23 protein-coding genes are annotated in these 25582 nt (G+C 39.0%); 15 read left to right on the forward strand and 8 right to left on the reverse strand.

Annotated features, from left to right (window positions below; all coding sequences use genetic code 11):
* Window positions 1-26: 26 nt before the first annotated feature.
* The 3 genes from fahA to JG479_RS11740 all read left to right on the forward strand — a co-directional run bounded on the left by fahA (window position 27) and on the right by JG479_RS11740 (window position 3119).
* Window positions 27-1340, forward strand: a complete 1314-nt coding sequence (gene fahA / locus JG479_RS11730) for a fumarylacetoacetase (protein ID WP_200219375.1) — start codon at window positions 27-29, stop codon at window positions 1338-1340.
* Window positions 1341-1483: 143 nt separating this feature from the next.
* Entirely contained in the window at window positions 1484-2647 is a 1164-nt protein-coding gene (locus JG479_RS11735) for a M23 family metallopeptidase (RefSeq protein ID WP_002958199.1), read from the forward strand.
* A complete protein-coding gene (locus JG479_RS11740) occupies window positions 2637-3119 on the forward strand; it encodes a bactofilin family protein (protein WP_002958196.1) in 483 nt (160 codons plus the stop codon). Before JG479_RS11735 ends, JG479_RS11740 begins: the two co-directional genes overlap by 11 nt.
* A 21-nt stretch (window positions 3120-3140) precedes the next feature.
* Here JG479_RS11740 and JG479_RS11745 read toward each other — a convergent pair whose 3' ends face one another.
* The gene (locus JG479_RS11745; protein ID WP_193226136.1) at window positions 3141-3614 is read right to left on the reverse strand and encodes a hotdog fold domain-containing protein; all 474 of its coding nucleotides are present in this window, start codon (window positions 3612-3614) and stop codon (window positions 3141-3143) included.
* Between the two features lie 184 nt (window positions 3615-3798).
* Here JG479_RS11745 and JG479_RS11750 point away from each other — a divergent pair, with 184 nt between their 5' ends.
* The 3 genes from JG479_RS11750 to JG479_RS11760 all read left to right on the forward strand — a co-directional run bounded on the left by JG479_RS11750 (window position 3799) and on the right by JG479_RS11760 (window position 6170).
* Window positions 3799-4998 (forward strand): multidrug effflux MFS transporter, encoded by a 1200-nt coding sequence (locus tag JG479_RS11750; protein ID WP_024605847.1) that lies wholly within the window; start codon window positions 3799-3801, stop codon window positions 4996-4998.
* Window positions 4995-5639 (forward strand): LysE family translocator, encoded by a 645-nt coding sequence (locus JG479_RS11755; RefSeq protein WP_182695997.1) that lies wholly within the window; start codon window positions 4995-4997, stop codon window positions 5637-5639. Before JG479_RS11750 ends, JG479_RS11755 begins: the two co-directional genes overlap by 4 nt.
* 66 nt (window positions 5640-5705) lie before the next feature.
* The gene (locus tag JG479_RS11760; protein ID WP_200219376.1) at window positions 5706-6170 is read left to right on the forward strand and encodes a methylglyoxal synthase; all 465 of its coding nucleotides are present in this window, start codon (window positions 5706-5708) and stop codon (window positions 6168-6170) included.
* Between the two features lie 19 nt (window positions 6171-6189).
* Here the strand turns inward: JG479_RS11760 and yegD are convergent, their stop codons facing one another.
* The 6 genes from yegD to JG479_RS11790 form a co-directional block, all read right to left on the reverse strand.
* The gene (yegD, locus tag JG479_RS11765; RefSeq protein ID WP_024595669.1) at window positions 6190-7554 is read right to left on the reverse strand and encodes a molecular chaperone; all 1365 of its coding nucleotides are present in this window, start codon (window positions 7552-7554) and stop codon (window positions 6190-6192) included.
* A gap of 62 nt (window positions 7555-7616) precedes the next feature.
* Window positions 7617-8459: a DNA ligase gene (locus JG479_RS11770; RefSeq protein WP_200219377.1), complete on the reverse strand. Its 843-nt coding sequence runs from the start codon at window positions 8457-8459 to the stop codon at window positions 7617-7619.
* 33 nt (window positions 8460-8492) lie between these two features.
* Window positions 8493-9149 carry an HAD family hydrolase gene (locus JG479_RS11775; RefSeq protein WP_200219378.1) on the reverse strand — a complete coding sequence of 219 codons (657 nt, stop codon included), beginning with the start codon at window positions 9147-9149 and terminating at the stop codon, window positions 8493-8495.
* Window positions 9150-9225: 76 nt separating this feature from the next.
* Window positions 9226-9525 carry a hypothetical protein gene (locus JG479_RS11780; RefSeq protein ID WP_193226140.1) on the reverse strand — a complete coding sequence of 100 codons (300 nt, stop codon included), beginning with the start codon at window positions 9523-9525 and terminating at the stop codon, window positions 9226-9228.
* A gap of 105 nt (window positions 9526-9630) precedes the next feature.
* Window positions 9631-11901, reverse strand: a complete 2271-nt coding sequence (locus tag JG479_RS11785) for a TonB-dependent receptor (RefSeq protein ID WP_200219379.1) — start codon at window positions 11899-11901, stop codon at window positions 9631-9633.
* 415 nt (window positions 11902-12316) lie between these two features.
* Entirely contained in the window at window positions 12317-13177 is an 861-nt protein-coding gene (locus tag JG479_RS11790) for a mechanosensitive ion channel family protein (RefSeq protein ID WP_002958183.1), read from the reverse strand.
* Between the two features lie 196 nt (window positions 13178-13373).
* Between JG479_RS11790 and JG479_RS11795 the strand changes: the two genes are divergently transcribed.
* From JG479_RS11795 to JG479_RS11815, 5 genes are all read left to right on the forward strand, one after another.
* On the forward strand, window positions 13374-13580 hold the full coding sequence (locus JG479_RS11795) for a hypothetical protein (RefSeq protein ID WP_002958182.1): 207 nt from the start codon (window positions 13374-13376) through the stop codon (window positions 13578-13580).
* A 213-nt stretch (window positions 13581-13793) separates the two neighbouring features.
* Window positions 13794-15929 carry a M3 family metallopeptidase gene (locus tag JG479_RS11800; protein WP_024598247.1) on the forward strand — a complete coding sequence of 712 codons (2136 nt, stop codon included), beginning with the start codon at window positions 13794-13796 and terminating at the stop codon, window positions 15927-15929.
* 114 nt (window positions 15930-16043) lie between these two features.
* Complete coding sequence (locus JG479_RS11805) at window positions 16044-16895, forward strand: carboxylate/amino acid/amine transporter (RefSeq protein ID WP_002958180.1); 852 nt, start codon at window positions 16044-16046, stop codon at window positions 16893-16895.
* Between the two features lie 69 nt (window positions 16896-16964).
* Window positions 16965-18290 (forward strand): glycerophosphodiester phosphodiesterase family protein, encoded by a 1326-nt coding sequence (locus JG479_RS11810; RefSeq protein ID WP_200219380.1) that lies wholly within the window; start codon window positions 16965-16967, stop codon window positions 18288-18290.
* Window positions 18291-18801: 511 nt separating this feature from the next.
* Complete coding sequence (locus JG479_RS11815) at window positions 18802-19536, forward strand: dienelactone hydrolase family protein (protein ID WP_024597042.1); 735 nt, start codon at window positions 18802-18804, stop codon at window positions 19534-19536.
* A gap of 19 nt (window positions 19537-19555) precedes the next feature.
* Here the strand turns inward: JG479_RS11815 and JG479_RS11820 are convergent, their stop codons facing one another.
* The gene (locus JG479_RS11820; protein WP_200219381.1) at window positions 19556-20479 is read right to left on the reverse strand and encodes a LysR family transcriptional regulator; all 924 of its coding nucleotides are present in this window, start codon (window positions 20477-20479) and stop codon (window positions 19556-19558) included.
* Between the two features lie 157 nt (window positions 20480-20636).
* Between JG479_RS11820 and JG479_RS11825 the strand changes: the two genes are divergently transcribed.
* From JG479_RS11825 to JG479_RS11840, 4 genes are all read left to right on the forward strand, one after another.
* Entirely contained in the window at window positions 20637-21320 is a 684-nt protein-coding gene (locus JG479_RS11825) for a type 1 glutamine amidotransferase domain-containing protein (RefSeq protein ID WP_039487157.1), read from the forward strand.
* 116 nt (window positions 21321-21436) lie between these two features.
* Window positions 21437-22018 (forward strand): rhomboid family intramembrane serine protease, encoded by a 582-nt coding sequence (locus tag JG479_RS11830; protein ID WP_010555361.1) that lies wholly within the window; start codon window positions 21437-21439, stop codon window positions 22016-22018.
* An 87-nt stretch (window positions 22019-22105) separates the two neighbouring features.
* Window positions 22106-22951 (forward strand): glutathione-dependent disulfide-bond oxidoreductase, encoded by an 846-nt coding sequence (gene yghU, locus JG479_RS11835; RefSeq protein ID WP_039487161.1) that lies wholly within the window; start codon window positions 22106-22108, stop codon window positions 22949-22951.
* A 259-nt stretch (window positions 22952-23210) separates the two neighbouring features.
* Complete coding sequence (locus JG479_RS11840; RefSeq protein WP_200219382.1) at window positions 23211-25151, forward strand: putative bifunctional diguanylate cyclase/phosphodiesterase; 1941 nt, start codon at window positions 23211-23213, stop codon at window positions 25149-25151.
* Window positions 25152-25582 lie beyond the last annotated feature (431 nt).

A 25582-nucleotide genomic window follows, 5' to 3' on the forward strand; every position in this document is an offset into this window, starting at 1 on the left:
ATACAGTAAAATCCAAAGGAAATGTAATGAGCCTAATTAACGAAACCCACAATATTAATTTAACCAGCTGGGTAGAATCAGCTAATGTTGATAATTGCGACTTCCCGATTCAAAACTTACCGTTTGCAGAATTTCGTTGTAAAGGGTCTGATGAGGCCTTTCGTGGTGGTGTTGCAATTGGTGACCAAGTAATTGATTTAGCAAAACTGAGTAAATTAAATGTTTTAACAGGTGACGCTAAAACAGCCGCTGATGCAGCAAGTGAAGCAACCTTAAATACATTTATGGGTTTAGGGAAGCAGTATTGGTCAGCCCTTCGTTTAGCCCTTTCAAAAGCACTAAGAGCAGGCTCTGAGCACCAACAAGCGCTTAGCGATACATTGGTTGCACAGTCTGATATAGAGTTTTCTTTGCCTTGTCGCATCGGTGATTACACCGACTTTTACACTTCTATTTATCACGCTACAGCTGTGGGTAGTTTATTTCGCCCTGACAACCCATTACTACCTAACTATAAATGGGTACCTATTGGTTATCATGGTCGCTCTTCATCTATTGACGTATCGGGTCAAACATTTCATCGCCCTAAAGGCCAAACTAAAGCGCCTGATGCAGAAGTGCCATCATTCGGTCCTTGTAAACGCCTTGATTACGAACTAGAGCTGGGTATTTACTTAGGTAAAGGCAATGCACTGGGCGATGCAATCGCTATCGAAAATGCTGAAAACCATGTATTTGGCTTTTGTGTATTTAACGATTGGTCAGCACGTGACTTGCAAGCGTGGGAATATCAACCGCTTGGTCCATTTTTAGCTAAAAACTTTGCCTCAACTGTATCGCCTTGGATTGTAACAACCGAAGCATTAGCACCTTATAGAACAAGCTGGACACGTGATGAAAACGATCCACAGCCTATGGACTATTTAGAATCAAAAGCGAATCGCGACCAAGGTGCTTTTGATATTCAAATGGATGTTAGAATTCAAACGCAAAAAATGCGTAGCGAAGGCCATAACCCAACGCGCGTATCAACATCGAGCTTTAAGCACTCTTACTGGACTGTGGCACAAATGGTTACTCATCACACAGTAAATGGCTGTAACTTTATGCCAGGTGACATGCTAGGTTCGGGCACTCAGTCAGGTCCAACGCACGAAGAAGCAGGTTCATTACTTGAGCTTTCTCGTGGCGGTAAAGAAAAAATTACGCTAAGTAATGGCGAACAACGCAGCTTTTTAGAAGATGGCGATAACGTTATTATGCGTGGCTGGTGTGAAAAAGAAGGCTATGCACGTATAGGTTTTGGCTCTGTAGAGAGTACTGTACTGCCGGCAAAATAATACGCATATTAAAAAATTTATTAAAAGGGCTGCTTACTAAAAGCAGCCCTTTTTTATTAATTTTTGAACAGTTACAATTTTTTTCTAGCTTTTTTAACTCAAATTGCTATCTTAATTCGGTTAATAGCCAGTGTTTATATGCCATGTCAGTATTTATAAAGTCTTTTTATCATAAATTTTTCCCTGCTCGTCAGCTACTTATTCGTCAAAATGGCGAAGTTAAGCATGTTGTTTTAGCCTCTTGGTTTCAACTTCTTGTAGCGTTGCTTATTTTAGTCACTTTTACTTGGCTGAGTATTTCGAGCTTTCGTGTTTATACACAAACAAATAAAATCTCTGACATAAAACAAAATCAAATAACCGAGCAAACGCTGTGGCAACAAAAAGTCAGTGAGCAACAAGCCCTTCAAGCAACGCAGTTAGAGCAACTTGCAATACTTGAGCAAAAGCAGGCGCTACTGCAAAGCATGATAGAATCCCTTCCTGCTTCAATTAGTAAAGATGTTATTAAGCTTGATACAGAACTTGATGTACCTATTAATGAAAATGGCAATGAATTTCATGAGCCATTAGTCGATGAAAATCAAAAAGGTAAACAAGCACAGTTAATCGCTCCAATTACATTCGCAACAAGAGTGGCCAACTTAAATAGTCATTATGAGCAAAGCTTTACCTATTTAGATAACCAAATTAGTGAACGTCACCAAGCCATTTTAGCTATGGTTAAAGGCGCAGGAATTGAGTCTGCGCTTGAGCAACACCTAATATTAAGCGCCCAGACAACTGCACAAGGTGGGCCCCTTGATATATTTAACGAAACAAAAATTCCGAGCCACTTTTTAGCCATCGTTGATAAGTTATTAATATTAAATAATTTAGAAAACTTTTTAACTGAGCTACCAAACACCCTGCCTTTAGCTAAAGCTAAATACTATATTTCGAGTAATTTCGGCCTTAGAAAAGATCCCATGAATAGTAATCATGCCTTTCATAAAGGAATTGATTTAGCCGGTTGGCATAAAACCGAAATATTCGCTCCAGCAGACGCTGTAGTTCTTCGTGCCGGTCGTAATGGTGGTTATGGTAACTTTATCGAGCTTGAACATAAAAATGGCTTAGTGACTCGATTTGGACACTTAAATAAAATTAAAGTAAAGAAAGGTCAATCAATCACTAAACATGATGTGATCGGCCTAATGGGCAGCACCGGCCGAAGCACAGGCACGCATTTACACTACGAAGTATTACTTAATGGTAAACAAGTCAATCCTCTAAAAATAACAAAGGCGCTTTCTCGTGTTTGGTAGAAAAAAACAAAAAACAGTTAGCTCTAATTTAAAAAGAGTGAATCACACACCGTCTATTATTTCTGAAGACGTACGCCTTACAGGCACTTTAGTTAGCCAAGGTGAAGTACAGCTTGATGGCCGTATTGATGGTGACATAAAAGTGGAGCATTTAGTTATTGGCTCAGCGGGAGTTGTTGAAGGTATTGTTGAAGCTAAAAGCGTTATTGTTAAAGGTAAAGTTATTGGGTCAATTAATGCCAGTGAAGTAAAAGTACAAAGTGGCGCTCATGTTCATGGCGATGTATTTCACGATACATTAAGTATTGATGCAGGCGCTGTAATTGAAGGCAGTTTAAAGCAACGCTTTGAAAAAGAAGAACCGGAACTAATTTCGAAAGAACTAAAACCCGCAAAAGAAGTTAAAGCATTATTGAAAGAAGATGGCAGCGACTTATCATTTGTAAATAAACAAGCCGCGGATAAAAGCTAAGTCAAATCAGCTTTACGTAAGTTACTTTTTCTCAGTAATGTACATAGTAATATCTGCAGTGAAAACAAGCTCATTGCGGGTATTATACAGTTTAACGGGTACTACTAAGTCTTCTTTATCAATCCACTTGTGTGGTAAATCAATTTCAGCGACTGCTCGTACATCTGTATCTACTTTAGCCAAATACCTAACTGTCATCCCTTTTGGGATCCAACGATGCGTTTTAACTGGCACTGTTGCATCAACCATTACACCTGCACACAATTCAGCTAAGTTACACTGCGCAATAGCATGAATGGTACCAATATGATTATGAACGCTGCGACGATTTTTAACCACCGCACTACAATGGCCCTCTCTCAAATCGAGTACGTAAGGTTTCATCGAACCAAAATATGGCGCTTTAAAGCAAACAGCTTTAGTAAAAAGCCAATTCCCAAAAGGTAGGCGCTTAAATTTATGCCATGTTTGTACAAGTGCAGATTTATTACTCATTATTATTTTCCATCAACAGTTACTTTTTTAAAATTAACACATCAGACCAGTTTTAAAAAGTGCATCTATGCTGGCTTTTTAGTTTAATCCAATCAAAAAGTAAGAATGACCGACCTATGCAGGGGTCATAAGCCCTTTCTTTTTTATGAGTGCCCACCTAAAATACTCGACAAAAGGAGACTCAATGCAAACACAGCCCGCTAAACCTAATATGACTTTGTTACTTATCTTAGCGTTACTCGTTATATTTTGCCCTATGGCAATCGATATTTACCTACCTGCTTTTCCAACTATTGCAGAACAATTTGCAGTTACTGAACAACAAGTACAGCAAACCGTTGCTATTTTTATGCTAACAGTGGGTTTAGGCCAATTAATTGCGGGCCCTTTAGCTGATCGATTTGGCCGAAAACCAGTGGCAGTAGTGGGCATTAGTTTGTATGCAAGCTCTGCATTACTCGCATACTACTCGCCTTCTTTTGAGATATTACTAATAGCACGTGCTTTTCAGGGATTTGGAGCGTGTGCCACATTTGTTGTCGCATTTGCGATAGTGCGTGATAAATATGGCAGTGAACGAAGCGGACAAATGATCACCTACCTTAACGGGATTGTGTGCTTTATTCCGGCAATGGCACCTATTTTAGGGGCTTGGCTTACCGTACAGTTTGGCTGGCGTATGAACTTTATGTTTTTAACCGCGTTTGCCATTTTGGGCCTTATTGTTACCCTATTCTTTTTTAGAGAAACTCGTCCTGCTGATAGTCATTATCAGGGGCATATTTTAGATTTACGTCGCTTTACTCCGATTATTAAAACACCGGTATTTTTGTTTAATAGCCTAATTTGTATGGTCTCAATGTCAGCCATATTAGTGTATGTAACGCTCGCACCAGGCTGGCTTATTACACATTTAGGGGGCACCGTAGCCGACTTTACTTTTTGGTTTACGTTAAATGCCGTAATAAGTATTGTCGCTAGTTTTATTTTACCAACCTACATTAAACGAAATAGCCAACGTGCTTTGCGTGTCGGTGTGAGTGTACTGGTTTCCTCAGGCATTTTAATGTTAGCCCTTAGCGGTATAGAAACAGCATTTGCACTTATGCTACCTATCTTAATTGCTGCATTAGGGTTTGCTTTAAGTTTAGGCTCTGCTGCAGGAATGTCTCTGTCTAGCTTTCCTAAACAAGCAGGCACAGCCTCTGCATTACTTGGTGCTATGCAAATGAGTGGCGCAAGTATACTTGTCGTTTTAACCCAATATTTAGGGCTAAGCACACCGTGGTTGATTGCTTTTCACTTGTTATTACTAGTTCCGCTTTGGCTTATTTTAATGAGTAAAAAAGCACATACTTTACACCCTGCTAAAAGTACTCAATGATCAATCCTGACTTTCTAGTCTCATTTTTATTAGCCAGCTTTTTAATGGCAGTAGCGCCTGGGCCATCAAATGCATTTTTGATGGCGCAAACATTTGCTAATGGTCGAAGCGCTGGTATGCAAAGTGCTTTTGGTTTTGCATTAGGTGGGGTTGTTCATACGCTATTTGCTGTTGTAGGCCTAAGCGCAGTCCTAAAAGCTTCCCCTAGTGCCTATGCAGCAGTGCAATACGCAGGCGCAGCATACTTATGCTATTTAGGGTTTATGATGATTAAAGGCACGCTAAATCAGCCAGAGCCGACATCTGATGACAAGCAAACCGATAAACCGCATATAAGTACCAGTAAAAAAAGTAATGTCATGTTTCAGGCCATGATGACTGAAGTACTAAACCCTAAAGTAGCATTATTCTTTATTGCATTTATTCCGCAATTTGTAGATCCAACGCTTTCATCGGCTACTTTTCAGCTCGCTTTTTTTGGCTTACTTTACCCTCTTTTTGCTTTTCCGATTGACTGCACGTATATTTATTTTGGCGACAAAATTGCACAGTTTTTTAGACGTAACCCAAATAGCCAACTTTGGATTGATAGGATCACTGGCATTGTATTTATTGCCCTTGCTATCAATCTATTATTTTAACTAACCTGCACTTTGGTTAAGAGGTTTATTCTTCCGAGTTTAGGTTCACCAATAAAAAGAATTAGCATGGAACAAAAAACACAATCTCTTCCCGCACAAAAAAATATTGCTTTAGTGGCACACGATGGTAAAAAAGCAGCACTAAAATTATGGTGTGAAAAACACAAAGAAATACTAAGTAAGCACACTTTATATGGCACAGGTACTACGGGGCATTTAATCCAAAAAACCACGGGGCTTGATGTAGTTCAGCTTTTAAGTGGTCCTATGGGCGGCGATCAACAACTTGGCGCTAAAATAGCAGAACATGAGATACATGTTTTAATATTTTTTTGGGACCCATTAGCATCACAGCCTCATGACCCTGATGTTAAAGCACTACTACGTTTAGCAGCTGTTTGGAATATTCCGGTGGCGTGTAATGAAGTGAGTGCAGATATGTTATTAAGCTCACCGCTTATGGACATAGAGCTTGAACGTACATTGCCAGATTACGAAAAATATCTCGCAACCCGACAAATAGATCTTTAAACCTCAATTGTAATCTAGGTTATTTATAAAGCATGCTGGCCCATTTAGTCAGGCCAGCAGTTACACTACCAAAGTGATCCCCGTTAACCATTTTTATATCGCCTAAGTGCTCACTTAAAGCCGCTTTAATCAATGGTGATTGTGCACTACCGCCTGTTAAATAGATAATGTCTGGCGTGGTCGCAGCGTCGCTGATTGCTTGTTTTGCTAAAGTAACTATTTGGCTAATACTACTCTCAACGGCAACAGCTAAATCTCTTACAGATACATTTTTATTCAGCCCACTATCTAAAAAGCTTAAATCACAATCAAACACACTAGCAGACGAAAGTGCTATTTTAGCCGCTTCACCTTGTTGCACTAACTGATGGCCTTGCTTGTTTTGCTGTAAATGTATTAAACGCTTATAAAGCTCAGGTGCACTTACATCACGTAATTGTGCGTTTAGCTCTCGGGTATGGCTTTCACTATAAAATTGGCTTTGTAAGTTTACATCGTTAATTTTACACGCTTGCCAAAACGCTTGATTAGGCAAAGGCAAACCCGATTTAAACGTACTACCTAAACCCAATAACGGCATTAAACCATGAAAGCTCAAAGCAATATCTAAATCATTTCCGCCAACACGTTTACCACTGTGAGATAAAAAATCGCTATCGCGCTGACTATTTCCTCTAAAGCTTGGGCCCATTTGTACAAATGAGCAGTCACTTGTACCACCACCAATATCAATAACGAGTACTTTTTGATCCTGAGTTAAATCACTCTCGTAATCGATACCCGCAGCAAGTGGCTCATATAAAAACTCTACGTCTTTAAAACCAGCGCGTTTAGCAGCACGCTCTAAAATACCGACCGCTTGTTGATTTGATTGCTCACCACCCACAGCTTGAAAGTTTACTGGGCGACCAATCACTGTTTGTGTAAGTGTTTTACCTAAAGAGAGCTCAGCGCGTTGCTTAATTTTTAAGATCATCGCGGTTGCGATATCTTCAAAAAAGTTAATTTGACCTTGCTTTAAACCTGTTGCACCAAAAAATGATTTAGGGGACTTAACAAAATAGCCTTCTTCAGGGAACTGCACGTACTCGCTAATCGCTTCACGACCAATAAATAGGGTTTCATCTGAAGGTTGTAAATCAAGGTCTGACTTAATACGAGGTAAGGTATTTAATAATGCTTGGCGCTGCGTTAAAAAGTCATGCTCATGGGCTGTGCCATGTAAATGCTTAGCAACAAAATCCACAACCAACGCACTGTGATGAGTGTAAAGTGTAGACGGTAAGTAATGTTTTCCTTGCTCTAGCGGTACTAATTGAACATTACCCTCGCTCATTACACCCATAGCACAATTAGAACTACCGTAATCAAAACCTACAAACATACTTCACCACACATTACCAAAAAGGCCGCGCAATTTAGCACACTTTGTAAAATTTATAAATGTTATAAACTATCTCTGACCCGTAAAAAACTAGCAAAACGCGGTAACCCATTTTTTGTTAAGCCATGAAATCGGTACGTTACAGTACTACCAATCTCCGGTGGGATGGAGCGCTGTGCATCATTAAACCCAGTACCAATAGAGAATACCTGCCCCTGCGCTGTTTTTACCCTTAATGCCCCTAACATACCTTGATATTTACCTTTGCCTGGTAAATGCGCAATTACAACCGCTTCTGCATCTAAATAAGGTTTTAATTTTAGTAATGCATTACTTCTTCCATTGCTGTGCTTAGCGCTGGCCAAATGAAGCATTACGCCCTCGCCGCCCTGCTTAGTTATGTTGTCAAAATACTCTGTAAGTTGCTCATTATTTGTAAAGCTATATTGAACTACAGCACTAATGTGCGGCGAGTTTAGGCTAGTAATAAGCTCATTATAGTTTTTATAGCGAGTGCTAAAAGGCAGATTTTCATTTGGCATATCAAATACTTTATAAGTAATAGTTTGCCAATCATGATTATTAGGTTTTTTAGTTCTGACTATGCCACTAAGCGCAGAAAAGTGCTCACGTTTAGTCCACAGCTCACCATCAAGCCATACATTTGGCAATGGCGCTGTAAACCAACTTGGCGCATTGATAATATTACCCTTACGAGTTACAAACTCCGTGCCGGTCCAGATAGCTCTTACGCCATCATATTTTTCACTGACTAAATATTTACTTACATCATAATGCTTAGTTTCGTCATATACTTTAGCCAGTAAAACAGACGGTTGTGCTGCACTTATGCATTGCGTAAAAAGTACAATAACAATTAAAAGCAGGTGTTTAATAGTAAACATTGGCGCATCCAAGCACGTAAAAGTTGGCTTAAACTATAGTTGAGATTGCACCCATTGCCAAAACTCATCTAAGTTACTCATTTTATAGGTAGCTTGGCTGAAATCGTGATCTTTAGTGTGGCTATTAGCAATGGCAACAACACGTAACAACGCGTTGTTGGCCGCCGTAACGCCGGTAAATGTATCCTCAACGGCTATTGCATTGCCTGCCTGTATATTTATCTGCTTAAGTGCCAGTAAATATGGGTCTCCAGCAGGTTTAGGATTAGTTACATCGTCTTTTGTTACCACCGTGTCAAACAGCTCATAAAACCCTAAACCTTTCAGTATTGGCATGGCTTCACTTTTAGCACTGCCCGTTACTAGCGCCATTTTTAAGCCACTCGCTTTTACAGCTTTCAACGTTTGCTCAGTAAACGGCATCAGTGGTGGTAAATGTGTTAATACATATTCGCCAAATAAACGGTATTTTTCATCTGCTAAAAACTGTGCGCTTACTGATAAGTTATGCTCTTGCTTAATCTCTATTGCAGCTTCTAAAGTGGGTCGTCCTGAAAAGCGCTGACAAAAATCATTTTCTAAATAACTAACACCATAAGGCTTAAGTAGTTTACTCCAACATACAAAGTGCATGCTTTCTGAATCAACTAATGTGCCATCCATATCAAATAATACTGCTTCTAATGTCATCCTCATTCCTTATTTAACTTGAGCTAAATTTTGACAATAAAAAAAGGCGCCTTAAGCACCTTTTATATAAATACAGTTATTGCGTTAAGCCTGCTGGCGGCTCACCCGTTGCTTCTTCACCCGTATCAACATCAACAAGCTCGTAGCCACGCGTTTTACGTACAACTTTAAGTACTGGCTTATCAAATGCTGTTTTTAAACGCTCAGAGTCATCTTTTAACTCATCTAAGGTTGTTCCAAAAGGGGCTGCGCCAGTTTCTGACCAGTTAGTTACTTTACCATTTAGGTTATATTCTACTTCATGTATTTGATATTGCGCTGCTTCGTCTTTCGTTGCTTCACAAAAAATTACACGATAATTCCAAAATCCAGCCATCTTTTTATCTCTTTAAATTAATTAACGCTACTTTACCAGCTTTATAAAAACATAAAAGCCTGCACAAGGCAGGCTTTTAAAAATTAATATAATTTAAGGTTATCTTTAGAAGAAGTTAACTTTAAATTCAGCACCAACATAACGCTCTTCGTTAACAATACCTGTATTGTTATTGAAATCTACAGCGCCAATAACTTGTTGCTCGTCAAATAAGTTACGAACAAACGCAGCAACTTCGTATTCGTAATCGCCTTCAGACCATGTGTAACCTGTACGAAGACCTGTTTCAATAAGCTCTTTACCTTCAAACTCTACTGATTCGTAAAGGAACATATTGATTTTACTGCGATAAGAAATATCACCGCTTGCGAAGAAGTTACCATCGGCAAGTTCTTTAGTGTAGCGAAGCGTAAAGTTAGAGATCCACTCAGGAGCATGCGGTAAGCTATTACCGTCAAGTACAGCAAGGCCAGAACCATTAATTGGGTCAGTTACAGTACATTGAGCACAAACAGCGACAGCTAAATCGTTATCTTTAATTTCTGTTTTATTGTAGCTTAAGTTAAACGTTGCATTAAACTCATCGCTTAATACCCACTGCGTATCTAACTCAAAACCATAGCCAGTCGTTTTATCTGCATTAACTAAGCGGTTAAAGTTAGCACCACCGCCTACAGCAGTAAGCTGTTGGTCGTCCATCGTGTAGTAAAATACAGTTGCATTTACACGGCCTTGGCCGTCTAGCACGTCTGATTTAATACCTGTCTCGTACGATGTTACCGTTTCTGACTCAGCTGTTGTTACGTCATCACCAAACAAAATACGACCTTGTAAACTAGGTGCGCGGAAGCTATTTGCTACACGGCCGTACCAGTTAACATCGTCGTTTACTTTATAGTTTGCAGATAAATCCCAGCTAACATGGTCGTCACTAACATCACGCTCTACAAGTAATGCACCGCCACCAATTGGGCTAAGTGTACGATCAGCTACAAAATCTTTATCATCATCAGAATAACGAAGGCCCGCTGTTACTTTTAAATCATCTGAAAAAGTATAATCTACAGAACCAAATACAGCCCAAGCTGTAGTATCTTGCTGTTGACGAACATAGCCATTTAAAGCACCTGCATTAGGTGTTGAGAATGTATCGTAGCTGAAGTTTTCAATCGTTAGCTCTTCATCAAAGTAAAATACACCTACTTGATAATTTAAGTCACCATCAAAGTTACTAGATAAACGTAGCTCTTGCGTCAACTGGTCCTGCTCTGGAATACCATCAGCACTCTCTGAAGCAAATGGAATGGTACCAGGACCTTGGTAATTACCATCAGCAATAAATGCTGCACCGTAACCGCCGTCAATATCAGCGCGCGAATATATTTCAGCACTTTCCCATGCAGAAATTGAAGTAATTGTGTGGTTTTTAAGTTCCCACTCAAGCTTTAAGCTTGCACCTTCAGATTCTACTTGTTGAGTAGAGCGAGATGCCGCATCTTGATAAACAATATCACTTTCGTAGTTATCTACTAGCTCATTAGTACCCGCTTTAATTACATTTGCACGAAAGGCAATTGGTGAGCCATCTAAGTCACGTGTGTGATAGTTTAATAAAGCAGTAAAATCATCGCCTTCATATAAAAACTGAACGCGTGCCGCTTTTTCAGTATAACCACCTTGCTCATCTTTAGCTTCAAAGCCTGGAGCTTGGTTATCAATGTAATCGTCTTTGTCTTGCCATAATAATGAAACACGAGCAGATAAACGGTCAGTTAAAGCACCACCTACAGCACCACTTGTATCTATAGCACCACGGCTACCGTATGAAACAGAGCCATAACCATCAAATTCTTGACTTGGTTTAACAGTATCAAACTTAACAAGGCCAGCTGGCGTGTTACGGCCAAATAGCGTTCCTTGAGGACCACGTAATACTTCTACGCGTTCAACATCAAATACTGGGAAACCTTTTAAAATTGCATTTTCTTGAACTACTTCATCAACAACAAGTGATACTGGCTGTGATGCATTCAAATCGAAATCGGTATTACCTAAACCACGAACGTAAAAGCGTGGGAATGAACGACCAAATGAAGACTCAATAGATAAACTTGGAATTTTCGCATTTAAAAAGCGAATATCCATACCTGCAGAGCTATATGCATCAAGGTTATCACCTTGTAATGCAGATACTGCTACAGGTACTTCTTGTGCATTTTCTACGCGTTTACGGGCGGTAACTTGAATAACTTCTAGTTGATTGCTTTTTTTAGCCGTTTCTTCTTCAGCGGCGAATGCTGAAATAGATGTGCCAGCAGCAGATAGTAGTGCAGCGTTAATAATTGTCGCTATTGCAGATTTCTTTAATGATTTCATGTCGGGTATTAACCTTTAGTATGCACTCTTGTTCAACGGTTTTTTGTGTTGCGCAATGTATTCATTGCGGGCTCGTACAATTTTTCGCGACTTGCTATATGGCGCGCGGACCTCATCACCGAGAGTACAAAACGGAGTAACAAGGCTGAACGAACAATTAAGATTATACCATTGTGTAATAATTTTACTGCATAAATATGAACATAAATGGAAACTTTTTTGCAACATTTAACTACAAGATTACGTGTTTTTATCAATATTTAGATGCAAAAACCTAATAATGAGGACATATGTCCTTTATTGAAGATCGCGAAGTAAAGTAGGAAAAATGGATTGCTTTACATATTAACCCAAAATAGAAACGTTGTGGTTACTCATAAAAAAAGTCACCCGCAAGCGACTTTTTTTATTAGAACTACGACCTTTTAAAAGCAATTTCACCATCTATATGAATATCGCGCTGTGGAAACGCAATCACTACATCATGCTCTTCAAATACAGCATAAATACTAAAACGAATATCACTGCGCACTTTTCTAAGCATGGTTTCAGACTCGGCGCATACCCAAAAAATAGCATTAAATACAAGCGAGCTATCTGCAAAGTCATCAAATAACACTGATGACTTTGGATTAACCAATATTGCATCATGATCATCAAGCACTTGCTGGATAAGCTTTTTAACCAGTATAACGTCTGAACCATACGCAACGCCGACACTGACCGATGAGCGTGCATTACCATCTATCAGCGTCCAGTTTGTTACTGTATTTTCGAGCAATTGAGAATTAGGTATAAGCATATGTACGCCGTCATTTCGGCGAATACGTGTAGAACGCGTATTAATAGTTTCAACTACGCCCTTTGCGTTACCTACCTCTAAAAAGTCACCAATGCGAATTGGGCGCTCCCACATCAATATCCAACCGCTGATAAAGTTATTAATAATATTTTGCGCACCAAAACCTACACCAATGGCTATTGCACCGGATACGAAAGCAAATGCCGTAAGCGGGATGCTGAGCACTTCAAGCGATGTAAAAATTAAAATTGCGATACTTAAAATAAAGTAAATTCGAGTAAACAAATGCACTGCATCTTGGCTTATTTTTTTAGCGAGTAATGTTTTTTTAATAAGCTTGCCAATACGTGTGACTACAAACCACATAGCAAACAATATAAGTGGCACTTGAATTACTTTTGCTACTGTAATATTCACATCGTTATAAGTGAATATTACAAAGGCTAAGTATTGATTAATTTGTTCGAGGGTCATAAGTGTTCCCAATATCTTTTTTGATTGTTATTTGTTCACTAAAAATAAGTGTGGTTCAGTTTTCGCTAAGCTTAGCACGTCATAATATAACTAAAACGCCAAGTTAATAAGTTCAATATGAATTTTATAAACAATTTATTAACTCTTTATTGCACCGAGTGCTATATAAATAGTGTACAAGCACTGGAGATCACATATGACACAACTTACTCTAAATCAAAGACTCGCTACTTTGCAGCCGCAGGTAGATTTAAAATTGTTTGAAAGCAGCCTAGATTACCGAAATAAAGTTTTGTGCTTGCTCGCCGAACAAGAGCAAACTCTAGCAACTATTAATAAAGAGTTTGGGCAGCAATCTAATAGCTTTGGCTCAGAGAAAAAATTTGTTTTAGGTTATAACTAACCCCCTCTCAAGCACACGATCGTATAATTAAGTAGCTTTAACGTTTAATTTTAGAGCTACTTTTACCCACCTTAATACTAATTATTAGCTAATTTGCGTTCAAATCCCCCTTAATACCGATAAACTTTATTGTATAAACCCACAAATTTGATAAGTTAACTAGGTTTTTCGACTCGCAAAGCCTATTTCGGCTAATCTTTTTATGGAGTTATTATGCGTAAAACCCTGATCGCCACGACTATTGCTAGTGCCCTAATCCTATCGGCTTGTTCTTCTAACGAACCTCAAGACATGGCAAAAGAGAGCGCAGCACAAGTGCAAGACATGAACGCAAACAATGTTTTATTCAAACCAAGCCCATTACAATACATGGCACCTGAGTTTGATAAGTTTGGTACAAAAGACTACGAAGCCGGCTTTGATGCTGGTATTGCTCAGCATACTGCGCAAATACAAGCTATTGCTAACAACCCAGCTCCTGCAACTTTTAAAAATACATTAGTTGAAATGGAAATGTCTGGCGAGCTATTAAACCGTGTATCAGCTGCTTTTTATAACCTTTCAGGTTTGATTTCTGATGACGAATACCAACGTATAAGTAAAAAAATGGCGCCGGTATTATCTGCTCACTCTGACGACATTTACTTAAATGGTGCATTATTCAAGCGCGTACAAACTATTTACGACAACAAAGACTCGCTTAATGCTGAAGATCAACGCCTTGTAGATTTTTACTATAAGCAATTTGTAAAAGCAGGCGCTAAATTAAATGACGCTGAAAAAGCAAAAATGCGTGAAATCAACTCACAACTTGCAGAGCTTTCTACTGCGTTTTCTCAAAACATTTTAAAATCGTTTAAAGAAGATGTCATTGTCGTTACCGATAAATCTAAACTTGCTGGCCTTTCTGAAGGTGAAATTGCAGGCCTTGCGGCCGCTGCTAAAAAAGCAGGTAAAGACGGCTACATGATCACGTTAGTAAATACGACTCAACAGCCAATTTTATCAAGCCTTGAAAACCGCGACCTACGTGAGCAAATATTTAAAGCCTCTGCTAACCGTGCAGCAAAAACTAACGGCCCAATTATTATTGAAGAAACCAACCTACGCGCTCAAAAAGCAGAGCTACTAGGGTTTAAAGATTGGGCATCGTATGTAATGACTTCGCGTATGGCACAAACAACTGACAACGTGTACGGCATTTTAGATGACCTAGCACCAAAAGCAGTTGAAAAAGCTAAAATTGAAGCAGCTGCTATTCAAAAAGTAATTAACGATTCAGGTGAAAGCTTTGAGCTTAAACCATGGGATTGGGCTTTTTACGCAGAAAAAGTACGTGCTGAAAAGTACGACTTAGATCCTGCCCTTGTTAAGCCTTACTTTGAAATGGATTCTGTAATTCACGATGGTTTATTCTTTGCAATGAACAAGCTATACGGTATTACATTTAAAGAGCGTAAAGACTTACCGGTTTATCATGAAGATGTTACAGCCTACGAAGTATTTAACGCTGACGGCAGCGCCATCGGTTTATTTTATCTAGACCCATACGCACGTGAAGGTAAGCGTGGCGGTGCATGGATGAGCGCTTACGTAAGTCAAAGCGGCTTAAAAGGCACTAAACCAGTTATTTACAATGCGCAGAACATTCCAAAACCTGCTGCAGGCGAGCCAACGTTAATGACGTTTGACGAAGTGTCAACTATGTTCCATGAGTTTGGTCATGCGGCGCACGGTTTATTCTCTGACGTTAAATACCCAAGCTTAGCGGGTACCGCTACAGCGCGTGACTTTGTTGAGTTTCCGTCGCAAGCGAATGAAGATTGGATGATTGAACCTACGGTACTTGCTAACTACGCCAAACACTACAAAACAGGTGAGCCAATTCCACAAGCTTTACTTGATAAAGTACTTGCATCGCAAAAATTCAACCAAGGTTTTGGTACCACTGAATATTTAGCAGCTGCTTTACTTGATATGGAATGGCACTCGTTTGGCTCAGATAAAAAAATTACTGATGTTCAAAAGTTTGAAAGCGATGCGCTAAAAGCACACGGTATTGATTACTACCCTGTACCACCGCGTTATAAATCAAACTACTTTAGCCATACATTTGCCGGTGGTTACTCTGCGGGTTACTACGCATACCTTTGGACTGAAGTATTTGCAGCCGATGCCTTTGCACACATGGAAAACAACGGCGGCTTAACACGTAAAAATGGTGATAAGTTCCGTAAAGAAATCCTATCTAAAGGTAACAGCCGCGACTTAATGCAAAGCTACATTGAGTTTAGAGGTCAAAAACCAACTACCGACGCATTACTTAAGCGCCGTGGTTTAGTTGAGTAAATAACTTAATTTATTAAGCTCACTTTTATAAAAGCCCGCTTGCGGGCTTTTATTGTTTATACCCTCACATATAACAGATAAACTTAGCTCAATATTTATTAAAAGATGATGGTTATGCAGTACTTATTTGCAGTCACTTTGCTTTGGGCGTTTTCGTTTAGTTTAATTGGTGTGTATTTAGCAGGCCAAGTTGACGCTTGGTTTAGCGTATTAATACGCATAGCACTGGCAACACTGATTTTTTTACCTTTTTTAAAGCTCAAACAAACGCCTAAACCTTTAGCCTTAAAGCTTATGCTGATTGGCGCTATACAACTTGGTGTTATGTATAGTTTTTACTACCACTCATTTTTATTTTTAACCGTTCCCGAAGTGCTGCTATTTACTGTAATGACTCCTTTGTACATTACCCTGCTAAATGATGGATTGAACAGACGCTTTAACCCACGCTTTTTTATAGTCGCACTTATTGCTGTAATCGGTGCAATTACTATTCGTTACGAAAACCTAAATAGCGATTTCATAATCGGCTTATTAATCGTTCAAGGGGCGAATATAAGTTTTGCTGTAGGCCAAGTTACCTACAAACGCTTAATGAATAACAATCAGCTTGATGACAAAGCCGTATTTGGATGGTTTTTTATAGGCGCACTTATTATTGCCACAATTTGCTATGCATTATTTGGTAACTCAAACAAATTACCAACCACTTCTACACAGTGGGGCATACTAATTTATTTAGGGTTGGTTGCATCAGGACTTGGTTACTTTATGTGGAATAAAGGCGCAACCCTTGTCAACGTAGGTGCTTTGGCAGTTATGAATAACTTGCTTATCCCAGCTGGGATTATAATTAACGTGCTGATCTGGAACCGAGATGCCGATATAGTTCGGTTAAGTATTGGGGCTGCTATAATGTTAGGTGCGTTATTGGTCAATCAAATGCTTAATAAAAAAGTAAATTAATAAGCTTGTAGCAAAATTGTCATTAATAATCATTAAGGTAGTACAAATTTTACTTTTTAAGGATAAACAATGAAACGTATTACCTTACTTACAAGCTGTATATTGTTAGCCACACTTGCAGGCTGCGACGACGATGTAGAAATAGTAGAAAAAGAAGTGGTTGTTACCAACACCGAAGTGGAAATTGTTGAAGTACCTACGCCCATTGTTGTAGAGGTTGCTGAAGGAGTAAATATTCAGCTAGGGACTCGCCCTGACTATTTAATTAACGATATGGCGCAAAGCACACTAAAAACAAAATTAGAGTCATGCAGCGAAGGTCCTTTTTACCGCACCGATTTTTCTATTGGTCATCGCGGTGCATCAATGCAATACCCAGAGCACACTAAAGAAGCCTACATTGCGGCAGCGAGAATGGGCGCTGGCATTGTTGAATGCGATGTTACATTTACAAACGACAAAGAGCTTGTTTGTCGCCACTCTCAATGCGATTTGCATACCACAACTAATATTTTAGCCATTCCTGAACTTGCAGCTAAATGCAGTGTGCCATTTACACCAGCTGACCCTGCTAATGGTATTGCCGCTTCTGCAAAATGTTGTACCAGCGATATAAGCTTAGCGGAGTTTTTAACCCTTGAAGGTAAAATGGATGGTGCAAACACTAATGCAACGACCGTTGCCGATTACATGGATGGCACACCAAATTGGCGCACTGATTTATATGCCACCAACGGCACATTGATGACCCATAAACAAAGCATTGCACTGTTTAATGAGCTAGGTGTAAAAATGACACCAGAGCTAAAATCGCCACAAGTAAGTATACCATTTGATGGAATGACACAAGAACAATATGCGCAAAAAATGCTAGACGAGTACACGCAAATGGGTGTGCCAGCCTCAAAAGTTTATCCGCAATCATTTAACCTTGAAGACGTAAAATACTGGATTAACAACAACCCTGACTTTGCAGATAAAAGCGTTTACCTAGATGGACGTGACAGTGAAGCCGGATTTGATCCAAGTAACCCACAAACATGGCAACCGGGTATGGATGAGTTAGTGGCTGATGGGGTGAAAATTTTAGCTCCTCCAATTTGGATGATGCTAACAATAGATAACGAAAGTAATATTGTGCCATCGCAATACGCTATTGACGCAAAAGCAGCAGGTTTAAAGCTTATTGCATGGAGCCTTGAGCGCTCGGGCCCGCTTAATGAAGGTGGCGGTTATTACTATCAATCAATTGCTGATGTTATAGATAACGATGGCGACATGATGACAGTAGTCGACGTACTCGCAAAGGACGTGGGGGTAATGGGTATTTTTTCAGATTGGCCGGCTACGGTAAGTTACTACGCCAGTTGTAATAAAATGCCTGCAAGTATTTAATACCAATCTGCTTATATATGGGGTCTATTTAACGTTAAGAAAATTACGCTAGAACTAGGCAAAAATTTTTTTATCTAGGGTCTGTTGATCTTTCAAGGTTAAATTTGCAGCAGTCTGTTTGGTATTTAGGCAAGGCAGAGCCTATGTAGTGTGGTTATTCCCCATAAATGGGCGATAACGTAGCATTAATGCCAAACAGGCGCAGCCCAAAGGGTTCTTTCTAGGGGCTATTTACTCTTTGTTGCTCGGTTTTTACTTAGCCCACTAGGTTACAAGCCTCGCGCCGCGATTAAATAGCCCCTAGTTTGAACAAATTTTAATCCGCAAAGATCAACAGACCCTAGTTGTTCTAAATAAAAAATTTTTAACGACGTTATAGTGAAATTTAATTCGTTAAACTGATCAAAGATTTATGCAGGTTGGTATAAATACTCAACGACAAAAGTCGTATATTTTATCGCGCTCAGTTACCATATCAGCATGTATAATTTTATTTTACTGAGCGCTTTTTATGATAATCCAACAACATAATGCTGACTTGCCAACACCGACCGGTTTAATGCGAACAACTGTATATCGCCCTCAAGCGCAAGGACAGTTCCCTGCTATCATTTTTTATTCTGAAATATTTCAGCAAACTGCCCCCATCGCACGCAGCGCAGCTATTTTAGCAAGCCATGGCTTTGTAGTGTTAGTGCCTGAAGTGTTTCATGAGTTAAACCCTATAGGCACTGTGCTTGCTTATGATGATACAGGTAAAGACAAAGGCAATGCCGACAAATGGGCAAAGCCACTTGAGCACCACGACAGTGACACACAAACTATGATCGACTTCATTAGATTACAAAGCTATTGCACAGGCTCCGTCGGCGCAATGGGCGTATGTATTGGCGGTCACTTAGCTTACAGAGCGGCACTAAACCCTGAAATTAATGCGGCTTTTTGTTTATACGCAACTGATATTCACAGCAATACATTACCTGCGCAACCTGGAAATAACTCATTCGAGCGTATGGCTGATATACAAGGCGAAATTCACTTTATATGGGGCAAACAAGACCCGCATGTGCCAAAGGAAGGCCGCGCTAAAATATACCAACAATGTGTAAGCACGGGCATCAATTACCAGTGGCAGGAAGTTAACGCACAGCATGCCTTTATGCGTGATGAAGGTGAGCGATACGATGCAGCACTTGCGATAAATATGTATCAACAAGCGGTGGCATTATTTAGCCGAACTTTATAAATGCTGTAAAAACTACTCATTAAGTACTTTTCAGCATACCTAAAGCGGTATGCTGTTTTACAAAGTATGCTTTTAAGTAATCAATAAACAATCGTAGCTTTTTAGAGCCCGCAGCCCCTGGCGGAAATACCCCGTAAAGCTCAATATCTTTGCTTTTATAATCATCTAATATTATTTCAAGCAACCCAGCTTGTACTTTTGGCCACGCATCGTAAAGCGGAATACGCCCGATGCCATGCCCCGCTTCTACAAAGGCAGTACGTGCGGCTGCGTTATTAGTACTTAGCCCGCCTTGCATTGTAATATCGTGTTTTTTGCCATCTTTTTGAAGTGTTAATGTTTTACTGCCCAATTGATAAACGACCCATTGGTGCTCTGCTAACTCTAAAGGCGTTTTAGGTTTACCAAAATGTGCAAAGTATTCCGGCGCGCCACAAATACAAGTGCTCATTGTAGTCAGCTTGGTTGCCTGCAAGTTGGAGTCACTCAGTGCCACGCCCCTAATTGCAAAATCAAACCCATTTTTAATAATATCAACCACATCGTCAGTAAGCTGTAAGTCTATTTGAATTTTAGGATATTGGCGCTTAAACGTATTTATTGCGGGCACAATTAGCTGCATTCCCACATTTACAGGGCAGCTAATTTTAAGTAAACCTTGTGGCTCACTCTTTATATTTTCTATTTGCTGATTAGCCGCATTAGCTTGTTCGGTAATTATTCTACAACGCTCATAATAAGCAATACCCGCTTCAGTCAGCGCCATGGTACGGGTTGAGCGATTTAGTATAGTAACTTCAAGCTGCGTTTCTAATTTTTTTAAATGATAACTTGCAACTGCTCGCGTAAGCCCTAACTGTTTGGCAGCAGCGGTTAAGCTGCCCTGCTCTACAATTTGTGCAAATACAACCATGCTCTTTAACTGCTCAAACGACACTTTCATAAATGCTCCGTAGTGTGTTTTAAATTCAATCTATTTATTGTATCAATTATTAAACCAATAAAGTTAAATTTATCATCGTTGTTTAAAGCAGTATTAGTGCATATAGTAATTGGTAAGCAAGATAAACTAATTTAAATCATCAGAAGGAATATATTCAATGTCTAAAAAAATACTTATGGTTCTTACATCTCACGCAGAACTTGGTAACACTGGCGAAAAAACAGGTTTTTGGGTAGAAGAATTTGCAGCCCCTTATTACGCCTTTGTTGATGCAGGCGTTGAAGTAACATTAGCGTCTCCAGCTGGCGGCCAACCACCCATTGATCCGACAAGTACACTTTCTGATTTTCAAACAGATGCAACTAAACGTTACGACGCAGACAGCGCGGCGCAAACATTAATGGCAAACACTAAAGTGTTGAGTGAAGTTAAATCTAGCGATTTTGACGCTGTATTTTACCCAGGCGGTCACGGTCCATTATGGGACTTAGTTGATAACACAGATTCAATTTCGCTTATCGAAAGCTTTGTAAAAGAGCAAAAACCTGTTGCTGCGGTATGTCATGCAAGTGCTGCATTTTTAAATGTTAAAGATGCCGATGGCAATGCACTAGTAGCGGGTAAAAAAGTAACTGGTTTTACTAACACTGAAGAAGCTGCAGTGCAACTTACCGATATCGTGCCATTTTTAGTTGAAGACGAGCTAATTAAAAAAGGTGGCGATTATCAAAAAACTGACGACTGGGGTGTATTAGCACTAGAAGACGGTTTAGTAATTACCGGCCAAAACCCAGCAAGCTCTGAACTAGCTGCAAAAAAACTATTAACTAAATTAGGTTAATAGTGAGTAATAATTAAAATTAAGCACAGCATTTTATGCTGTGCTTTTTTAATTGCTTTTCATTAGCAAATACAATTCCTATACTGGCAACTCTTAAAGTCAATTAGGGCGATTATATGGCAACCAAGCCAACCACACTGTCATTACTAACTAGTACCCGTTTCGCAATATTTAGTATTGTTGTTATTTGCTTTGTACTACAGGTGATCAATAGTCTACCTGGCATAAACCTTAATGGTTTAGGCATATATCCACGCAGTATCCAAGGATTAATTGGCATACTATGCGCACCTTTTTTACATGGTAGCTGGTGGCACTTTGCCAGTAATATGATCCCATTTGTAGTATTAAGTTGGCTAATTTGCCAGTACAGCGTAAAACGTTTTTATAACGTATTTATTTTTACCGCTCTAGTCGGTGGACTTTTAGTTTGGGCATTTGGGCGCAGTAACATACATGTTGGTTTAAGCGGTGTTATATATGGTTTATGGGGCTTTATTCTATGCTACGGCTTAGTAAGACGCTCATTAAAATCAATTATAATTGCAGTTGTAGTGGCTATACTTTATAGCGGTTTTATATGGGGTGTTTTACCTCAGCGCTATCATGTATCGTTTGAAAGCCATTTATTTGGAGCGCTAAGCGGGTTGTTTTTAGGTTATAGATTAGCAAAAGCCGATAAATTAAAAGGTCGGTAAATTAAATATTTAGGGCCTTTAATTAATTTTTTATGGCCACATTTATGAGTAAGTATTAAACATTTCCATTTAACATTGAGGTTATTTATGAGTGATAAAAACGAATACACGCCACCAAAAGTATGGACGTGGGAAAGTGAAAGTGGCGGTAAATTTGCCAGCATTAACCGCCCAATTGCAGGCGCGACTCATGACAAAACTCTACCTATTGGCGAGCACGCATTTCAGCTTTATTCTCTTGCTACACCAAATGGCCAAAAAGCTACAATCATGTTTGAAGAGCTTTTACAGCTTGGTTGCACCGATGCAGACTATGACGCATATTTAATAAACATAGGTGATGGCGATCAGTTTGGATCTGACTTTGTTGATATTAATCCAAATTCAAAAATCCCAGCGCTAATGGATCATTCAACCACACCACCTACTCGCATCTTTGAATCAGGTTCTATTTTACAGTATTTGGCTGAAAAATTTGATGTACTCATCCCTAAGGATTTAAAAGCTAAAACGCAGTGTCGTAACTGGCTATTTTGGCAAATGGGCTCAGCGCCATATTTAGGTGGTGGGTTTGGTCACTTTTATAGCTACGCACCAAGTAAAATGCAATACCCTATTGATCGTTTTACCATGGAAACCAAACGCCAACTTGACGTGTTAAATCGTCATTTAAGCGAAAATGAATACATGGCGGGTGATGAATACTCAATTGCCGATATTGCAATTTGGCCTTGGTATGGCTCGCTTGTTTTAGGCGACTTATATGATGCAGCTGAATTTTTAGATGTTGCCTCATACACTCATGTTGTTCGTTGGGCAAAACAAGTTGCTGATCGCCCTGCTGTAAAGCGCGGTCGTCGCGTAAATCGCACATGGGGCCCTGAAGAAGATCAAATGGCAGAGCGCCATAACGATAGTGATTTCGAAGGTTAAATCTACTAAACAGCAAGTAAAGTCGTTAACACTTCAACCTGCTAGATAATTTTAAGGCTCATAATGATTATTTATTATGAGCCTTTTTACTGTACTAACTTTTTTTTTTGCTTTCATAAACTATATTTATTCTTATACTCAGGATTAGAGCCTAACTAATCGATGTTTAATACGCTTATGTTCATCTGGAATATTTGCAGTATTTCTTGAACGTTTCTCCATCGCTAGTTGGAGTGACTTTTGTATAAGGTTTTACTTAGTGCCATATAAAAATCTAAATAGTGAAGAACGCAGAGAATCCGTTAAAATTTTATACTCTAATGCCATCTCTGGCATTGCCATTTCGACTGTAGTCAGTTTTATATTAGTGTTTGCTTTTGATTTAAATAACCAGAAAATATCCTACGAAAAAAGTATTTGGCTAAGCATTATGGTTGTCTTATTAGCAGCTCGCGCTATTGATGTAATGTGGTTTTATAAAACCAAAAAGGATAGCCCTTTATTTTATGCTGACACATACTCAAAAAGATTTTCAACCGGGTGTATTTTAACTGCGCTATCGTGGTGTGGGTATGCACTTTGGTTTCATAGCACCTCATCAGCAATAGAAACTACAACTACTATTGCTATTTTATCTGCCTTTGCAGGAGGCTCTGCAAATCTGCTTTCAGGAAGTCGAGTAACCGCTGTACTCTATAGCATTATTTTACTGGCGCCCTACTCTTTTTTATTAACCTTTTCTAACGAAAACTACAACTCTGTCCTCGGTATTTTAGGCCTAGCATTTACTGCTATTATGGTGGCTTCATCGTACAAATCAGCCACATTTACACACAGCGCAATCAAGCTCAAAAACCAAAACAGAGAGCTGCTTAATGAAATGGAAAACAAGGTTGAGCAACGCACAGAAGAAATCTACCGTTTATCGAATACCGATCCACTTACAAATCTATTAAACCGAACCGCATTTTTAAAAAATGCAAACAGACAACTAGCAGACAACCCTCAAGAACCCTTTGCTTTATTATTCGTAGATTTAGATGGGTTTAAACAAATAAATGATTCGTTGGGTCATAAAGTAGGCGATAAAGTATTAAAAGAAATAGCACGAAGAATTAGTAATGTATGCAATCAACAGCTATTTAAATGCCGATGGGGCGGGGATGAGTTTTTAATTTTAGCAACGTATCAAAAACAAGCTGAGCTTATCGAGTTTGCAGATAAAGTACTTCAAAGCATTGGTGCCGAGCATGAAACATATAAATATCAAAAATGGGTATCTGCAACTATTGGTATTGCCATGTATCCTGAGCACGGGAGTGATTTTAATACTTTAATTCGCTCTGCTGATACTGCAATGTATCACCAAAAACGCATCGCGAAAGGTAATATCAATATTTATAACGATTCACTCAAATTAATACAAGAAAGAGAGTATCTTTTGAGTCAACGCCTAGCCAGTGCCATAGAAGAAAATAGCTTAAGGCTAGTATTTCAACCAATTGTTGATAGCAAAACCTCAAAAGTAACCTCTTTTGAATCATTATTACGCTGGCAATTAGATGGTGAAAATATTTTCCCTGATGAATTTATAGCTATTGCCGAGCAATACGGTTTAATAACCGAGTTAGGTATTTGGGTAATAGAACAGGCATGTATACAAGCAACAAAATTAAGTCACTTACAACCACAAATTGCTATAAGCGTAAACGTATCGGTTATTCAGCTACAAGATCCTGATTTTGTATCTAAGGTATTAAAAATAGTAAATCGCCACCGGGTAGAACCTAAAAACCTACACATAGAAATTACTGAGTCAGTATTTGCCGAGGATAAACTCACATTTTTGACAGCCGTTAAAGCACTACAAAAACAAGGCTTTTGTATTTCAATTGATGATTTTGGTACAGGCTACTCATCACTATCAAGCATGCTTGATATTGGTGTAGATATAGTAAAAATAGACAGAAGCTTTATTCAAAATATGGATAAAAGAGGGTTAAGTATTATTCATGCAATTGTACAAATGGCCTCTACTTTAGATTTTACTGTTGTTGCAGAAGGCGTTGAAACTATTGAGCAAGCAAACACACTCACTAAAATTGGTGTATCTCACCTACAAGGTTATTACTTTTCAAAACCGATGGAAGTAGGTTTTGTAGATGCTTATTTAAATGAGCAAAATAAGCAATGTAGTTAATAACCAAACACTTCTAAAAGCGCTTAGCTACCATATGAGTTATGCGCTACCTTTCTTATTAGGGCCTATTTATTTTTTGAAGTTGAATTTGCAGCAGACTGTTTGGTATTTAGGCAAGGCAGAGCCTATGTAGTGTGGTTATTACCCATACATAGTTGATAACGTAGTATTAATGCCAAACATGCGCTGCCCAAAGGTTCTGCCTAGGGAGATTGACTCTTTGTTACTAGGTTACAAACCTCGCGCCACGATTAAATAGTCCTTGGATTGAACAAATTTCAATCCTTAAAGGTCAACAGCCCCTCCCTAAAACATAAACTTACAATTGCTTACAACCAGTACATAGTAATTAGCGTAGGCTAAATATAATCCAACTTACATATGTATATTACGTTTAAACAAAAAAGCCCCAGCGCTGGATAGTACGTAAA

This window comes from Pseudoalteromonas sp. LC2018020214 (assembly GCF_016598755.1).
GTDB lineage: Bacteria > Pseudomonadota > Gammaproteobacteria > Enterobacterales > Alteromonadaceae > Pseudoalteromonas > Pseudoalteromonas distincta.

What these genes read in the sequence shown, in the direction of transcription:
- JG479_RS11750 (WP_024605847.1), top strand. Translation starts at nt 3,799, where the DNA reads ATGCAAACACAGCCCGCTAAACCTAATATGACTTTGTTACTTATCTTA.
- JG479_RS11770 (WP_200219377.1), bottom strand. Translation starts at nt 8,459, where the DNA reads ATGTTTACTATTAAACACCTGCTTTTAATTGTTATTGTACTTTTTACG.
- JG479_RS11825 (WP_039487157.1), top strand. Translation starts at nt 20,637, where the DNA reads ATGTCTAAAAAAATACTTATGGTTCTTACATCTCACGCAGAACTTGGT.
- JG479_RS11815 (WP_024597042.1), top strand. Translation starts at nt 18,802, where the DNA reads ATGATAATCCAACAACATAATGCTGACTTGCCAACACCGACCGGTTTA.
- JG479_RS11785 (WP_200219379.1), bottom strand. Translation starts at nt 11,901, where the DNA reads ATGAAATCATTAAAGAAATCTGCAATAGCGACAATTATTAACGCTGCA.
- JG479_RS11755 (WP_182695997.1), top strand. Translation starts at nt 4,995, where the DNA reads ATGATCAATCCTGACTTTCTAGTCTCATTTTTATTAGCCAGCTTTTTA.
- JG479_RS11735 (WP_002958199.1), top strand. Translation starts at nt 1,484, where the DNA reads ATGTCAGTATTTATAAAGTCTTTTTATCATAAATTTTTCCCTGCTCGT.
- JG479_RS11805 (WP_002958180.1), top strand. Translation starts at nt 16,044, where the DNA reads ATGCAGTACTTATTTGCAGTCACTTTGCTTTGGGCGTTTTCGTTTAGT.
- yegD (WP_024595669.1), bottom strand. Translation starts at nt 7,554, where the DNA reads ATGTTTGTAGGTTTTGATTACGGTAGTTCTAATTGTGCTATGGGTGTA.
- JG479_RS11745 (WP_193226136.1), bottom strand. Translation starts at nt 3,614, where the DNA reads ATGAGTAATAAATCTGCACTTGTACAAACATGGCATAAATTTAAGCGC.
- JG479_RS11830 (WP_010555361.1), top strand. Translation starts at nt 21,437, where the DNA reads ATGGCAACCAAGCCAACCACACTGTCATTACTAACTAGTACCCGTTTC.
- JG479_RS11810 (WP_200219380.1), top strand. Translation starts at nt 16,965, where the DNA reads ATGAAACGTATTACCTTACTTACAAGCTGTATATTGTTAGCCACACTT.
- JG479_RS11775 (WP_200219378.1), bottom strand. Translation starts at nt 9,149, where the DNA reads ATGACATTAGAAGCAGTATTATTTGATATGGATGGCACATTAGTTGAT.
- JG479_RS11800 (WP_024598247.1), top strand. Translation starts at nt 13,794, where the DNA reads ATGCGTAAAACCCTGATCGCCACGACTATTGCTAGTGCCCTAATCCTA.
- JG479_RS11780 (WP_193226140.1), bottom strand. Translation starts at nt 9,525, where the DNA reads ATGGCTGGATTTTGGAATTATCGTGTAATTTTTTGTGAAGCAACGAAA.
- fahA (WP_200219375.1), top strand. Translation starts at nt 27, where the DNA reads ATGAGCCTAATTAACGAAACCCACAATATTAATTTAACCAGCTGGGTA.
- yghU (WP_039487161.1), top strand. Translation starts at nt 22,106, where the DNA reads ATGAGTGATAAAAACGAATACACGCCACCAAAAGTATGGACGTGGGAA.
- JG479_RS11820 (WP_200219381.1), bottom strand. Translation starts at nt 20,479, where the DNA reads ATGAAAGTGTCGTTTGAGCAGTTAAAGAGCATGGTTGTATTTGCACAA.
- JG479_RS11795 (WP_002958182.1), top strand. Translation starts at nt 13,374, where the DNA reads ATGACACAACTTACTCTAAATCAAAGACTCGCTACTTTGCAGCCGCAG.
- JG479_RS11790 (WP_002958183.1), bottom strand. Translation starts at nt 13,177, where the DNA reads ATGACCCTCGAACAAATTAATCAATACTTAGCCTTTGTAATATTCACT.
- JG479_RS11760 (WP_200219376.1), top strand. Translation starts at nt 5,706, where the DNA reads ATGGAACAAAAAACACAATCTCTTCCCGCACAAAAAAATATTGCTTTA.